This is a genomic window from Streptomyces sp. NPDC107581 (assembly GCF_055657175.1).
In genome coordinates this window covers 160978-175315 of the sequence record NZ_JBVKBH010000006.1, presented here as the reverse complement: position 1 = coordinate 175315, position 14338 = coordinate 160978, and the positions used below count along the sequence as shown (strand labels likewise).

The 14338-nt window shown below is 70.4% G+C and carries 13 protein-coding genes; 7 read left to right on the top strand and 6 right to left on the bottom strand.

Annotation, left to right across the window (positions count from 1 at the left end; all coding sequences use genetic code 11):
• Position 1: 1 nt before the first annotated feature.
• Both tal and tkt read right to left on the bottom strand, forming a co-directional pair.
• Positions 2 to 1120: a transaldolase gene (gene tal / locus ACZ7P3_RS17015; protein ID WP_472082318.1), complete on the bottom strand. Its 1119-nt coding sequence runs from the start codon at positions 1118 to 1120 to the stop codon at positions 2 to 4.
• A gap of 34 nt (positions 1121 to 1154) precedes the next feature.
• Positions 1155 to 3242 (bottom strand): transketolase, encoded by a 2088-nt coding sequence (tkt, locus tag ACZ7P3_RS17010; RefSeq protein ID WP_472082316.1) that lies wholly within the window; start codon positions 3240 to 3242, stop codon positions 1155 to 1157.
• A 375-nt stretch (positions 3243 to 3617) separates the two neighbouring features.
• Between tkt and ACZ7P3_RS17005 the strand changes: the two genes are divergently transcribed.
• The 3 genes from ACZ7P3_RS17005 to ACZ7P3_RS16995 all read left to right on the top strand — a co-directional run bounded on the left by ACZ7P3_RS17005 (position 3618) and on the right by ACZ7P3_RS16995 (position 6385).
• Positions 3618 to 4604, top strand: coding sequence for a heme o synthase (locus ACZ7P3_RS17005; protein ID WP_472082969.1), 987 nt, complete (start codon positions 3618 to 3620; stop codon positions 4602 to 4604).
• 163 nt (positions 4605 to 4767) lie between these two features.
• Positions 4768 to 5100 (top strand): hypothetical protein, encoded by a 333-nt coding sequence (locus tag ACZ7P3_RS17000; protein WP_472082314.1) that lies wholly within the window; start codon positions 4768 to 4770, stop codon positions 5098 to 5100.
• A 178-nt stretch (positions 5101 to 5278) separates the two neighbouring features.
• Positions 5279 to 6385, top strand: a complete 1107-nt coding sequence (locus tag ACZ7P3_RS16995) for an amidohydrolase family protein (RefSeq protein WP_472082312.1) — start codon at positions 5279 to 5281, stop codon at positions 6383 to 6385.
• 47 nt (positions 6386 to 6432) lie between these two features.
• On the opposite strand, the gene ACZ7P3_RS16990 is transcribed toward ACZ7P3_RS16995, so the two are convergent.
• The 4 genes from ACZ7P3_RS16990 to ACZ7P3_RS16975 all read right to left on the bottom strand — a co-directional run bounded on the left by ACZ7P3_RS16990 (position 6433) and on the right by ACZ7P3_RS16975 (position 10374).
• Positions 6433 to 7446 (bottom strand): COX15/CtaA family protein, encoded by a 1014-nt coding sequence (locus ACZ7P3_RS16990; RefSeq protein ID WP_472082310.1) that lies wholly within the window; start codon positions 7444 to 7446, stop codon positions 6433 to 6435.
• A 351-nt stretch (positions 7447 to 7797) separates the two neighbouring features.
• Positions 7798 to 8571, bottom strand: a complete 774-nt coding sequence (locus tag ACZ7P3_RS16985; RefSeq protein ID WP_472082308.1) for an ABC transporter permease — start codon at positions 8569 to 8571, stop codon at positions 7798 to 7800.
• The gene (locus ACZ7P3_RS16980) at positions 8568 to 9491 is read right to left on the bottom strand and encodes an ABC transporter ATP-binding protein (protein WP_472082306.1); all 924 of its coding nucleotides are present in this window, start codon (positions 9489 to 9491) and stop codon (positions 8568 to 8570) included. Before ACZ7P3_RS16980 ends, ACZ7P3_RS16985 begins: the two co-directional genes overlap by 4 nt.
• Positions 9492 to 9522: 31 nt before the next feature.
• The gene (locus ACZ7P3_RS16975) at positions 9523 to 10374 is read right to left on the bottom strand and encodes an AAC(3) family N-acetyltransferase (RefSeq protein WP_472082304.1); all 852 of its coding nucleotides are present in this window, start codon (positions 10372 to 10374) and stop codon (positions 9523 to 9525) included.
• A gap of 184 nt (positions 10375 to 10558) precedes the next feature.
• On the opposite strand from ACZ7P3_RS16975, the gene ACZ7P3_RS16970 reads away from it, so the two are divergent.
• The 4 genes from ACZ7P3_RS16970 (at position 10559) to ACZ7P3_RS16955 (ending at position 14331) form a co-directional block, all read left to right on the top strand.
• A complete protein-coding gene (locus tag ACZ7P3_RS16970) occupies positions 10559 to 11320 on the top strand; it encodes a helix-turn-helix transcriptional regulator (protein WP_472082302.1) in 762 nt (253 codons plus the stop codon).
• Positions 11317 to 12738: a Fe-S cluster assembly protein SufB gene (gene sufB, locus ACZ7P3_RS16965; protein ID WP_472082300.1), complete on the top strand. Its 1422-nt coding sequence runs from the start codon at positions 11317 to 11319 to the stop codon at positions 12736 to 12738. The genes ACZ7P3_RS16970 and sufB overlap by 4 nt, the downstream gene beginning before the upstream one ends.
• 82 nt (positions 12739 to 12820) lie before the next feature.
• The gene (gene sufD / locus ACZ7P3_RS16960; protein WP_472082298.1) at positions 12821 to 14005 is read left to right on the top strand and encodes a Fe-S cluster assembly protein SufD; all 1185 of its coding nucleotides are present in this window, start codon (positions 12821 to 12823) and stop codon (positions 14003 to 14005) included.
• The gene (locus tag ACZ7P3_RS16955; protein ID WP_472082296.1) at positions 14002 to 14331 is read left to right on the top strand and encodes a non-heme iron oxygenase ferredoxin subunit; all 330 of its coding nucleotides are present in this window, start codon (positions 14002 to 14004) and stop codon (positions 14329 to 14331) included. The genes sufD and ACZ7P3_RS16955 overlap by 4 nt, the downstream gene beginning before the upstream one ends.
• Positions 14332 to 14338: the final 7 nt, after the last annotated feature.

Below are 14338 nucleotides of genomic sequence, written 5' to 3'. Positions count from 1 at the left end.
ATCAGCCCTCCGAGGGGGCGAGGCGCTGCAGCTCCGCCTCGGTCGACTTCAGCAGGTCGTTCCAGGAGGCCTCGAACTTGTCGACGCCCTCGTCCTCCAGCACCTGGACGACGTCGTCGTACGAGATGCCGAGCTTCTCCAGCGCGTCGAGGTCGGCGCGGGCCTGCGCGTAGGTGCCGGTGATGGTGTCCCCGGTGATCTCGCCGTGGTCCTCGGTGGCCTCCAGGGTGGCCTCCGGCATGGTGTTGACCGTGTTCGGCGCGACCAGCTCGGTGACGTACATCGTGTCCGAGTAGGCCGGGTCCTTCACACCGGTCGACGCCCACAGCGGACGCTGCTTGTTGGCGCCCGCGTTCTCCAGCGCGTTCCAGCGGTCGGAGGAGAAGACCTCCTCGTAGGCCTGGTAGGCCAGACGCGCGTTGGCGATGGCGGCCTTGCCGCGCAGCGCCTTGGCCTCGTCGGTGCCGAGGGTGTCCAGCCGCTTGTCGATCTCGCTGTCCACGCGGGACACGAAGAAGGACGCCACGGAGTGGATCTTCGACAGGTCGAGACCCTTCTCGCGAGCCTTCTCCAGACCGGAGACGTACGCGTCCATCACGGCGCGGTAGCGCTCCAGGGAGAAGATCAGCGTGACGTTGACGCTGATGCCGCGGCCGATGGTCTCGGCGATCGCGGGCAGGCCCGCCTTGGTGGCTGGGATCTTGATCAGGGTGTTGGGGCGGTCGACGAGCCAGGCCAGCTGCTTGGCCTCGGCGACGGTCGCCCGGGTGTTGTGCGCGAGACGCGGGTCCACCTCGATGGAGACCCGGCCGTCCTGGCCGTCGGTGGCGTCGAAGACCGGGCGCAGGATGTCGGCGGCGTCCCGGACGTCCGCCGTGGTGATCATGCGGATGGCCTCTTCGACGGTGACCTTGCGGGCGGCGAGGTCCGCGAGCTGCTGCTCGTAGCCGTCACCGCTGCTGATCGCCTTCTGGAAGATCGTCGGGTTGGTGGTGACGCCCACGACGTGCTGCTGGTCGATCAGCTCGGCGAGATTGCCGGACGTGATCCGCTTGCGCGACAGGTCGTCCAGCCAGATCGCGACGCCTTCCTCGGAGAGGCGCTTGAGTGCGTCTGTCATGGAATTACATCTCCTACGTGTCGTATGTGAAGCGTCAGCGCTGGGCGGCGGCGAGGGATTCCCGGGCCTTGGCGGCCACGTTCTCGGCAGTGAAGCCGAACTCGCGGAAGAGCACCTTGCCGTCGGCGGAAGCACCGAAGTGCTCCAGGGAAACGATGCGTCCGGCGTCCCCGACGTACTTGTGCCAGGTGAGGCCGATGCCCGCCTCCACCGCGACGCGCGCCTTCACGGCCGGCGGCAGCACGCTGTTCCGGTACCCCTGGTCCTGCTCCTCGAACCACTCCACGGACGGCATCGACACGACCCGCGTCGGCACCCCGTCGGCCTGCAGCTGCTCGCGCGCCTCGACGGCCACGTGCACCTCGGAACCGGTGGCGATCAGGATGACCTGGGGCTCGCCGCCGTCCGCCTCGAACAGGACGTAGCCGCCCTTGGCCGCGTCGTCGTTGGGCTCGTAGACCGGCACGCCCTGGCGGGTCAGCGCGAGGCCGTGCGGGGCGCCCTTGCCGAACTCCTTGGTGTAGCGCGAAAGGATCTCGCGCCAGGCGATGGCGGTCTCGTTGGCGTCGGCCGGACGCACGACGTTCAGACCGGGGATCGCGCGCAGCGAGGCCAGGTGCTCGACCGGCTGGTGGGTCGGGCCGTCCTCGCCGAGACCGATGGAGTCGTGCGTCCACACGAACGTCACCGGCAGGTGCATCAGGGCCGACAGACGCACCGCGTTGCGCATGTAGTCGGAGAACACGAGGAACGTGCCGCCGTAGATACGGGTGTTGCCGTGCAGGGCGATGCCGTTCATCTCCGCGCCCATGGAGTGCTCGCGGATGCCGAAGTGGACCGTCCGGCCGTACGGGTTCGCCTCCGGCAGCGGGTTGTCCGCCGGCAGGAAGGAGCTTTCCTTGTCGATGGTCGTGTTGTTCGACCCGGCGAGGTCGGCGGAGCCGCCCCACAGCTCGGGGACGATCGCGCCGAGCGCCTGCAGCACCTTGCCGGAGGCGGCACGCGTCGCGATGCCCTTGCCCGCCTCGAAGACCGGGAGCTTCTCCTCCCAGCCGGTGGGCAGCTCGCCCTGGCTGATGCGGTCGAATTCGGCGGCACGCTCGGCGTTGTTGTCGCGCCACTCCTGGAAGGACTTCTCCCACTCGGCCTTGGCCTGGCGGCCGCGGTCGAGGGCCTCGCGGGTGTGGCCGAGCACCTCGGCGGAGACCTCGAAGGTCTTCTCCGGGTCGAAGCCGAGGACGCGCTTGGTGGCCGCGACCTCGTCGTCGCCGAGCGCCGAGCCGTGCGCGGCCTCGGTGTTCTGGGCGTTCGGGGCCGGCCAGGCGATGATCGAGCGCATCGCGATGAAGGACGGCTTGTCCGTCACCTTCTTCGCGGCCTCGATCGCGTTGTAGATGGCGTGCGGGTCGAGGTCGCCGTCCGGCTTCGGGGCGATCCGCTGCACGTGCCAGCCGTAGGCCTCGTACCGCTTGGCGGTGTCCTCGGAGACGGCCGTCTCGGTGTCGCCCTCGATCGAGATGTGGTTGTCGTCCCACAGCAGGACCAGGTTGCCGAGCTCCTGGTGACCGGCGAGCGAGGACGCCTCGGCGGAGATGCCCTCCTGCAGACAGCCGTCACCGGCGATGCAGTAGACGAAGTGGTCGAAGGGGGACTCGCCCTGCGCGGCCTCGGGGTCGAACAGACCGCGCTCGTAGCGGGCGGCCATGGCCATGCCCACCGCGTTGGCGACGCCCTGGCCGAGCGGGCCGGTCGTCGTCTCGACACCCTTGGTGTGCCCGTACTCCGGGTGGCCGGGGGTCTTCGAACCCCACGTTCGGAAGGCCTTCAGGTCGTCCAGCTCCAGGCCGAAGCCGGCCAGGAAGAGCTGTGTGTAGAGGGTCAGGGACGAGTGGCCGGCGGACAGCACGAAGCGGTCGCGCCCGACCCACTGCGGGTCGGCCGGGTCGTGCCGCATCACCTTCTGGAAGAGGGTGTAGGCGGCCGGCGCCAGGCTCATCGCCGTACCGGGATGGCCGTTGCCGACTTTCTGTACGGCGTCGGCGGCCAGGACACGGGCGGTGTCCACGGCCCGCTGGTCCAGCTCGGTCCAGTCAAGGTCTGTGGTGGTCGGCTTGGTGCTCACCCTGGGTCAGGGCTCCTCTCCACATGTCGGGCGCCGGTCTTCGGGGCATGCCCCGCCCGGCCGCCGGTGCGCTTCTACCCACCGGCCGGGTTGAGCCTACCCCCGTGAGGACGTGCATTTTTTCGAGTGATTCCAGACTGCCGGGAGTCCGCGCGATCCGCCTCCCGACTGGCCGAGAACGCATTCGGCACATGAATACGGAGCCGCTCATCTGACCGCTCAATCGAGCCCTGTGACCCCTCGGATGGGACGCCCGCCAACACGACCCCACCCCCGCGAAGGCCGAGGTATGGGCAACGTCTAAAGTGGCGTGGTACGCGCGAGCCTTTACCGGTACTTCACACGGGGAGGCTTGCTGGGATGTCTCTGTCAGGGGTGTGCGTGACGGCCGTCGAATCCCGCCCTGGGGGCACCTCCCAGGCCCTTAAGGCTTTGGGGGAGGGTGCGCTCGGGGCGAGCCAGGGCCCGATTCACCGGCCGTTCGGGGCCCGTGTCAAGGCGTTCGTGGCGCTGACCAAGCCGCGGATCATCGAGCTGCTGCTCATTACCACCGTTCCGGTGATGTTCCTGGCGCAGCAGGGTGTGCCCGACCTGACGCTGGTCCTGCTGACCTGCGTCGGCGGCTACCTCTCCGCCGGCGGCGCCAATGCGCTGAACATGTACATCGACCGGGACATCGACGCGCTGATGGACCGCACATCGCAGCGTCCGCTGGTGACCGGCATGGTCAGCCCGCGCGAGTGCCTCGCCTTCGGCATCACCCTGGCGGCCGTCTCGACGCTGCTGTTCGGATTGACCGTCAACTGGCTGAGCGCCTGGCTGTCACTCGGAGCGCTCCTCTTCTACGTCGTCGTCTACACGATGATCCTCAAACGGCGTACGTCCCAGAACATCGTCTGGGGCGGCATCGCCGGCTGCCTGCCGGTGCTGATCGGCTGGTCCTCCGTCACGGACTCCATGTCCTGGGCGCCGGTCATCCTCTTCCTCGTCATGTTCTTCTGGACGCCGCCGCACTACTGGCCGCTGTCCATGAAGGTCAAGGAGGACTACGCGCGCGTGGGTGTGCCGATGCTCCCGGTGGTCGCCTCCAACAAGGTGGTCGCCCGGCAGATCGTCATCTACAGCTGGGTGATGGTCGCCGTCTCCCTGCTGCTGACCCCGCTCGGCTACACCGGCTGGTTCTACACGGTGGTCGCCCTCGCGGCGGGCGGCTTCTGGCTCTGGGAGGCGCACGGCCTGCAGAACCGGGCGAAGGCCGAGGCGACGGGCGCGAAGCTGAAGGAGATGCGGCTGTTCCACTGGTCGATCACCTATGTGTCGATCCTCTTCGTCGCCGTCGCGGTGGACCCCTTCCTGCGCTGACGCCCGTCCTTCCTGCGCTGCCACACGTTCCTCCAGCGTCGACGCCCTTCCTTTCCGGGCCGACGCACGTCCTTCCTGTGCCGACGCCCGTCCTTTCCGGGCCGACGCACGTCACAGGGACCTGCCCTCGCCAGCCGATCTACCCGTGAGTAGCATCCAGGTCATGGCAGACACGCAGCAGGTTGACCCGAAGGCCGAGCGCAAGGCGGCCCGGCTCGCCCACCAGATCAGCGCCTTCGCGAAGGCGCACGGCGGCGCCGAGGGCCAGGTGGCCCACATCGGCGAACGCGGCGCCCGCATCGTCCTGGTCGGCGAGGACGGCGGCTGGGGCGACCTGGTGGCCCCCAGCACCGAGATCGCCCGGCAGGCGGTGGAGAAGTCCGGCATCACCGTCCACGAGTCCTTCGACGGCGAGTTCGCGGCCAAGGTGACGACGGGCCCGTACGAGTGGAAGCGCATGGCCGGAATCCAGGTCGGCGGCCCGTCCAACCGCTGAGCGGCCGCCCTCGGGGGGCGCGGGGCGGCGGCGAACCGCGGCTGCGCCGCGTGGGCGCGGTCACGCCGGGGCCGCCCGTACCCGCCGGACGACCCGTGCTCCCGGGCCGGACCGCGACCTCGAACCCGTTCACCCGTTAGGACCTGTAAGCAAGGCACAGCGTCCCGCGGGAGCCGGAATGATCGAAACACCGTCCCTCGTGGACCAGTACTGCCACGGAGTGCTCCGCACCGAGCTGGGCCTCGGCACCTTCGAGGCCCAGCTGGCCCGCACCGAGGGCCCGCCGGCGGCCGGCACCACCCTCTTCGACACCCAGACCGGTTTCGCCGTGCGGCGCTGGTGCCCCCCGCTGCTCGGCCTGGAACCGCACTGCACACCCGCCCGCTATCTCGCCAGACGCCGTGAACTGGGCGTCCTGGAGGCGGGCCGCAGGCTGCTGCGCGGCAGCGGCATCACGACGTACCTGGTCGACACGGGCCTGCCCGGCGACCTCACCGGCCCCGCCGAGATGGCCTCGGACGGCAGTGCCCAGGCCCGCGAGATCGTCCGGCTGGAGCTGCTCGCGGAGCAGGTCGCCGACACCTCCGGCACGGTCGAGTCGTTCCTCGCCAACCTCGCCGAATCGGTGCACGGCGCCGCCGCCCAGGCCGTCGCCTTCACCTCCGTCGCGGGGCTCAGACACGGCCTGGCCCTCGCGCCCGAGCCGCCCGGGCCGGGCGAGGTGCGCGGTGCGGCGGCCCGCTGGCTGGCCGGGCGGCGGGTCGGCGGCCGGCTGAGCGACCCGGTGCTGCTGCGGCACCTGCTGTGGATCGCGGTCGCCTCGGGGCTGCCGCTCCAGCTGCACGCCGGGCTGGGGGAGCCGGGCTCGCGCATCGACCGTACGGACCCGGTCCTGCTCACCGACTTCGTCCGGGCCACCGCGGGCCTCGGCACCGATCTGATCCTGCTGCACGGCTATCCGTACCACCGGCACGCCGCCCACCTGGCCGGCGTCTTTCCGCATGTGTACGCCGACTCGGGCGCCGCCCTCGTCCGTACCGGTGCCCGCGCGGCCACGGTCCTCGCCGAGATCCTGGAGCTGGCCCCCTTCGGCAAGATCCTCTTCTCCAGCGGTGCCCACGGCCTGCCCGAGCTGCACGTCGTCGGCGCCCGCCTGTTCCGCGAGGCCCTGGGCAGGGTGCTGGGCACCTGGGTCGCCGAGGGCGCCTGGAGCCTGGGGGACGCGCAGCGGGTGGCCCGGATGGTCGCCGCGGACACCGCGCGACGGGTGTACGGGCTGGGGTGAGGTCTGTACGGCCGTCCGGGCGCCGGACCCCACCGCGTACGGGTGACTCAGGCGTGCGTGCCCGCCGTCACCTCGGCCGAGGGGCCGGGCAGGTCCAGGGCGGCGGCCTCCGGGCGTTCCCGCAGGGACAGCAGGACGCGCAGCACGCCGATCCAGACCAGGCACGAGCCGAACATGTGGAGGCCGACGAGGGCCTCCGGCAGGTGCGTGAAGTACTGGACGTAGCCGATGACGCCCTGTCCGAGCAGGATCAGGAACAGATCGCGGGTGCGGTCGAGGGGACCCTTGGGGGCGTCGACGGCCTTGAGGACGAACCACAGGGCGAAGGTGAGCGTCACCACGATCCAGGCGAGCACCGCGTGCAGCTTGCTGACCGTCTCCCAGTCGATCGGGATCCGCTCGACCTCCTTGGAGTCGCCCGCGTGCGGCCCGGCCCCGGTCACCACCGTGCCGGCCGCGATCAGCAGCACCGACGCGGCCACCAGGAACCACACCAGCTGCTGCACGGCCCGGCCGACCAGCGGCCGCGGCGCCTCGTCGCCCTCGCGGGTGCGCTGCCACGTCAGCGTGGCGACGGCGATGAGCCCCGAGGAGAGCAGGAAGTGCGCGGCGACCGTGTACGGGTTCAGGCCCACCAGGACCACGATGCCGCCGAGCACCGCGTTGCCCATGACCACCCAGAACTGAGCCCAGCCCAGTCGGGTCAGGCTGCGCCGCCACGGCTTCTCGGAGCGGGCGGCGATGATCGCCCAGCCGACGGCCGCGCACAGCACGTACGTCAGCATGCGGTTGCTGAACTCGACGATCCCGTGGAAGCCCATGGCACGGGTGGTCGTCAGCGAGTCGTCGGTGCAGGTGGGCCAGGTCGGGCAGCCCAGGCCCGAGCCGGTCAGGCGCACGGCACCGCCGGTGACCACGATGACCACCGCCATGACGAGCGCGGCGAGCGCGGCCCGGCGGACCGTCCGGGGGTCCGGGGTCCAGCGGTCGGCGATGAAGGCGAGCGGGTTGCGCAGGGCCGCTACGACGTCGGCGTGGGTCAGCTTTGGCACGCGCACCATCGTAGGCCGCCGCTTGTGCACACTTTCACGAGGGTCCCGCCTCCGTGCCCGCGTCCGCCGGAGGAACCTGCGGGTGCCCGCGTCCGCCGGAGGAACCTCCGGGTGCCCGTGCCGCCCGGTGAACTCCCGGGTGCCCATGTCCACCGGAAGGGCTACGGGTGTACGCGTCCACCGGAGGAGCCTCCGCGAGTCCGTGTTGGCGGTGTTGGCGGTGGTGGCCGTGTCCGCCGTGTCCGCCGGAGGGGCCTCCGGTCGTCCATGGCCGCCCGAAGGAACCTCCGCGAGTCCGCGTCCGCCGCGTCCGGCGTGTTCGCCGTGCGCACCGTGTCCGCCGGAAGGGCTTCCTGGTGCCTACTCCCAGCGGAAGAACTTCCCGGCGGCGGCCAGTCCCACGACCGCCCACGCGGCGAGGATGCCCAGGTCGCCCCAGGGCATGCCGGCGCCGTGCTGGAGCACGTCCCGCAGACCGTCCGAGAGGGCGGAGATGGGCAGCAGCCCGAGGACGTGCTCTCCGGCCGAGCCGAACTTGTCGAGCGGCACGATCACTCCGCCGCCCATGAGCAGCAGCAGGAAGACCAGGTTGGCGGCGGCCAGGGTCGCCTCCGCCTTCAGGGTGCCCGCCATCAGCAGGCCGAGGCCCGAGAAGGCGGCCGTGCCGAGGACCAGCAGCAGCAGGACGGCGGCCGGGTTGCCCTGCGGGGACCAGCCCAGTGCGAAGGCGATCGCCGTCAGCAGGATCACCTGGAGGATCTCCGTGACCAGGACGGATGCCGTCTTCGCGGTCATCAGACCCCAGCGGGGCAGCGGGGAGGAGGCGAGCCGCTTCAGCACGCCGTAGCGGCGCTCGAAGCCGGTCGCGATGGCCTGCCCGGTGAACGCCGTCGACATCACGGCCAGGGCCAGAACGCCCGGGGCGAGGAAGTCGACCGCCTTGCCAGCGCCGGTGTCGACGATGTCCACGGAGCTGAAGAGCACCAGCAGCAGGGCCGGGATCACGACCGTCAGCAGCAGCTGCTCGCCGTTGCGCAGCAGCATCTTCGTCTCCAGCGCCGCCTGGGCCGCGATCATGCGGGGCAGCGGAGCGGCACCCGGCCTGGGAGCGTAGGTACCCGTCGCGGTCGTCATGAGCGCAGCTCCTTGCCGGTCAGCTCCAGAAAGACGTCTTCCAGGGTGTGCCGCTCCACCGAGATCCGGTCCGGGATCACCCCGTGCTGGGCGCACCACGAGGTCACCGTGGCCAGCAGCTGCGGGTCGACCTTGCCGACGACGCGGTAGCTGCCCGGGGTCAGCTCGGCGGCCGTGCAGTCGGCCGGGAGCGCCTTGAGCAGCGAACCCACGTCGAGACCGGGGCGGCCGGTGAAGCGCAGGGTGTTCTCGGCGCCGCCCTTGCACAGCTCCTCCGGGGAGCCCTGGGCGATGACCCGGCCGCCGTCGATGATCGCCACGTCGTCGGCGAGCTGCTCGGCCTCGTCCATGTGGTGCGTGGTGAGGATCACCGAGACACCGTCGGCGCGCAGGTCCTTGACCAGGTCCCAGGTGGCCCGGCGGGCCTGCGGGTCGAGGCCGGCGGTCGGCTCGTCCAGGAACACCAGCTCGGGACGCCCCACCACGGCCATGGCGAGCGCGAGGCGCTGCTGCTGGCCGCCGGACAGCCGCCGGTAGCCGGTGCGCCCGCAGGAGCCCAGCCCGAGGCGTTCGGTCAGGGCGTCCACGTCCAGGGGATGCGCGTGCAGTCTGGCGACGTGCCGCAGCATCTCGTCCGCCCGGGCGCCGGAGTACACGCCGCCGGACTGGAGCATCACGCCGATACGGGGACGCAGCTCGGCGGACTGGCGTACCGGGTCGAGGCCCAGGACGCGCACCGTGCCGGAATCCGGCTTCCGGTACCCCTCGCAGGTCTCGACCGTGGTCGTCTTCCCCGCCCCGTTGGGGCCGAGGACGGCGGTCACTCCCGCCTGGGCCGCCAGGTCGAGGCCGTCCACCGCGGTCTTTGTGCCGTACCGCTTCACCAGGGCCTGGACCTGGACCACGGGCTCACTTCGCATGAGTGCAGAGTCTAGGGAGACGCCGGACCGCTCAGGCGCGGGGGTGCCCCCGCTCGAACCGGGCCAGGGGAGGGGAAGGGGGCGGGAACTCCTCCGCGCGGGGCCGGTGCACGGCCAGCCACCGCTCGGCGTAGGCCACCGCGTCCGCCACCGGGAACAGCCGTGCGTCGGCCGCACCGACCTTGCCCCGGAGCACGGGACGGTCCCGTTCGAAGTCGTGGCCCAGCTCGTCGAAGCGGTCCGAGGTGATCGACACCTCGGTCACCGTCTCCCAGCCGCCGCCCGGGGCCGGCCGGCCCACCTGTACCAGCGGGGACGGTATGCGGTACTCGGCGAGATGGAAGCTGGTGCAGGCGTCGTAGCCCGCGCCCAGCAGCAGGACCCGGGCCGCCAGCTTCTCCAGCCGGGCGAGCGGGCTGCGCTCGCCCAGCCGGCAGTCGGGGGCATGGCCCTCGGTGATCTCCGCGGCGCGCGGCCCGAGCGCCGCGAACGAGGTCTGCGGGTGCGCGCTGCGCCGGGCGCCCGGCCAGGTGCGCACGGTCTCCGGGAGCACGCCGACCCCGCGCGAGGGGGTGATCAGCGGGTCGTAGTCGGGCATCGTGGCGCGGATCCTGTCCCACCACTGCTCGGGCACCGGAGGAGCGCCCCACACGGCCGGGTCGGACAGGTCCGCGGACTGGGTCGGGACGACGAGTGTGCCGGACGGACCGAGGGCGTCCAGGAGCCCCTGGACGACGGCGACGGCCCCTCCGTTGACCCAGCCGAGGGAACTGAGCGACGTGTGCACCAGAAGGACCTCGCCGCCCTCGACACCCAGCAGTCGAAGCTGGGTGGCGACGGTGTCGCGAGTGACAAGAGGGCCGGTCGGAGGGGGTATGGGCATGATGCGCGAGTCTTCCCGACGGGCTCGTCCGGCGCCACCGAAATCGCCGGGGAACCCGCACCGGATGATCGATCAGAAGATCATTTCCGCAGGTCAGATTAGGTATGCCTAAGTGATGCAGGGCACCGTCCGATGATCCGGACGTGGCTTGTCAGGCTCCGAGGAATTACGCAACAATGGCGTTGTGAAAAACGTCGGCGAGGCTCGGGAGACCCCGGTGGGTACCCCGCACGAGGAGCTGGCGGCTGGGATGCGCTCGGATCGCTCGACGCGCAACCGGGTCGCGCGGTCCATCCTGGACCACGGCCCGTCGACCGTTGCCGAGCTGGCCGGCCGGCTGGGACTGACCCAGGCCGCCGTGCGGCGCCACCTGGACGCCCTGGTCGCCGACGACGTCGTGGAGGCACGCGAGCAGCGGGTGTACGGCGCCCGGACCCGTGGCCGTCCCGCCAAGGTCTTCGCGCTGACGGACTGCGGCCGCGACGCCTTCGACCAGTCCTACGACACGCTCGCCGTGGACGCCCTGCGCTGGATCGCCGAACAGGGCGGCGGCGACGAGGCGGTCGCCGCGTTCGCCCGCGCCAGGATCGCCGCCCAGGCGGGTGCGTACCGCAAGGCGATCGAGGGCGCCGGCCCCGACGAGCGCGCCGAAGCGCTGGCCAAGGCCCTGAGTGTGGACGGGTACGCTGCAACGGCGCGCAGCGCACCGGTCGGCGAGCAGCTGTGCCAGCACCACTGCCCGGTCGCCCACGCGGCGGAACAGTTCCCGCAGTTGTGCGAGGCGGAGACGGAGATCTTCGCCGAACTGCTGGGTACCCACGTCCAGCGACTGGCGACCATCGCCCACGGCGACGGCGTCTGCACGACGTTCATCCCCAAGATTTCGAAGACCGATCACCAGAGCGACCAAGCATCTGCAAGCACGGCCGGGAGGAACCCCGCATGACTCTCCCCACGGAGACTGCTCACCCCGAACTCGAGGGTCTGGGCACGTACGAATACGGCTGGGCCGACTCCGACGAGGCCGGTGCCGCTGCGAAGCGTGGCCTGAGCGAGGACGTCGTCCGCGACATCTCGGGCAAGAAGTCCGAGCCGGAGTGGATGACCAAGCTGCGCCTCAAGGGTCTGAAGCTCTTCGAGAAGAAGCCCATGCCGAACTGGGGCTCGGATCTGTCGGGCATCGACTTCGACAACATCAAGTACTTCGTGCGCTCCACGGAGAAGCAGGCGGAGTCCTGGGAGGACCTGCCCGAGGACATCAAGAACACCTACGACAAGCTGGGCATCCCGGAGGCCGAGAAGCAGCGCCTCGTCGCCGGTGTCGCCGCCCAGTACGAGTCGGAGGTCGTCTACCACCAGATCCGTGAGGACCTGGAGGAGCAGGGCGTCATCTTCTTGGACACCGACACCGCGCTGAAGGAGCACCCCGAGCTCTTCAAGGAGTACTTCGGGACCGTCATCCCGGTCGGCGACAACAAGTTCGCGTCGCTCAACACGGCCGTGTGGTCCGGCGGCTCCTTCATCTACGTGCCGAAGGGCGTGCACGTCGAGATCCCGCTCCAGGCCTACTTCCGCATCAACACGGAGAACATGGGCCAGTTCGAGCGGACCCTGATCATCGTCGACGAGGGTGCCTACGTGCACTACGTCGAGGGCTGCACGGCCCCGATCTACAAGTCGGACTCGCTGCACAGCGCCGTGGTCGAGATCATCGTCAAGAAGAACGCCCGCTGCCGCTACACGACCATCCAGAACTGGTCGAACAACGTCTACAACCTGGTCACCAAGCGCGCCGTGGCCTACGAGGGCGCGACCATGGAGTGGATCGACGGCAACATCGGCTCCAAGGTGACGATGAAGTACCCGGCCGTCTACCTGATGGGCGAGCACGCCAAGGGCGAGACCCTCTCCATCGCCTTCGCGGGCGAGGGCCAGCACCAGGACGCCGGCTCCAAGATGGTCCACATGGCGCCGAACACCTCGTCCAACATCGTCTCCAAGTCGGTGGCGCGCGGCGGCGGCCGCACCTCGTACCGAGGCCTGGTCGAGATCGGCGAGGGCGCCCACGGCTCGAAGTCGAACGTGCTGTGCGACGCGCTGCTCGTGGACACCGTCTCCCGCTCCGACACGTACCCGTACGTCGACGTCCGTGAGGACGACGTGTCCATGGGCCACGAGGCGACCGTCTCCAAGGTCTCCGAGGACCAGCTCTTCTACCTGATGAGCCGCGGTCTGACCGAGTTCGAGGCGATGGCGATGATCGTGCGCGGCTTCGTCGAGCCGATCGCCAAGGAGCTGCCCATGGAGTACGCCCTCGAACTCAACCGGCTGATCGAGCTGCAGATGGAAGGCGCGGTCGGCTAAGGCCGCCCCCAGCAGTAGCAGCCCGCCTCACGGGCGGGCCGAGGATCTCAACTGACGTAGGAAAGAGAGCAGACCGACAGCCATGGCTGAGGCTCAGAACATCCCCGTGGGCTCCACCACCGCGGGCCAGATCGCGGTGGCCGCCGAGTCGACCGTCGCCACGCGCATGAGCGCGCCCCCCTCCTTCGACGTGGCGGACTTCCCGGTCCCGCACGGCCGCGAGGAGGAGTGGCGGTTCACCCCGCTGGAGCGGCTGCGCGGCCTGCACGACGGCACCGCCGTCGCGACCGGCGAGGGCGTGAAGGTCGTCGTCGAGGCCCCCGAGGGTGTGACCGTCGAGACCGTCGGCCGTGACGACGCGCGGCTCGGCCGGGCGGGCGTCCCGGTGGACCGCGTCGCCGCCCAGGCGTACTCCGCCTTCGAGCAGGCCGGCGTGGTCACCGTCCCCAAGGAGACGGTGCTCACCGAGCCGATCCGCATCGCCGTGCACGGTGAGGGCGGGGTCGCCTACGGCCACCAGCTGATCGAGCTGGGCGCCTTCGCCGAGGCCGTCGTCGTCATCGACCACACCGGCGACGCGGTGCTCGCCGCCAACGTCGACTACGTCCTGGGCGACGGCGCCAAGCTGACCGTCGTCTCCGTCCAGGACTGGGACGACAAGGCCGTCCACGTGGGCCAGCACAACGCGCTGATCGGCCGGGACGCCACCTTCAAGTCGTTCGTGGTCACCTTCGGCGGCGACCTCGTCCGTCTGCACCCGCGCGTGGCCTACGCCGGCACCGGCGGCGAGGCCGAGCTGTTCGGCCTGTACTTCACCGACGCGGGCCAGCACCAGGAGCACCGCCTCCTGGTCACGCACAACACCCCGCACTGCAAGTCGAACGTCGTCTACAAGGGCGCGCTCCAGGGCGACGAAGCGCACGCCGTGTGGATCGGTGACGTGCTGATCGAGGCCAGCGCCGAGGGCACCGACACCTACGAGATGAACCGCAACCTCGTCCTCACCGACGGCGCGCGGGTCGACTCGGTGCCGAACCTGGAGATCGAGACCGGCGAGATCGTCGGCGCCGGTCACGCCTCCGCCACCGGCCGTTTCGACGACGAGCAGCTGTTCTACCTGATGGCCCGGGGCATCCCCGAGCACGATGCCCGCCGCCTGGTGGTCCGCGGCTTCTTCGCCGGGCTGGTCCAGCAGATCGGCGTCGCGGACATCGAGGAGCGCCTCATCGCCAAGATCGAAGAGGAGCTGGAGGCGTCGGTCGCATGACTGCCCCTTCGACGTTCCTGCGCGCCTGCGGGCTGAGCGAGCTGGAGGAGGACACCCCGAAGAGGGTGGAACTCGACGGCACGCCGGTCTCGGTCGTGAAGACGGAGGGGGAGGTGTTCGCGATCCACGACATCTGCTCGCACGCGAACGTCTCGCTCTCCGAGGGCGAGGTGGAGGACTGCCAGATCGAGTGCTGGCTGCACGGCTCCAGCTTCGACCTGCGTACCGGCAAGCCGTCCGGCCTTCCCGCAACGCGCCCCGTCCCCGTATACCCCGTAAAGATCGAAGGGGACGACGTTCTCGTCTCCCTCACCCAGGAGTCCTGAGGCACCC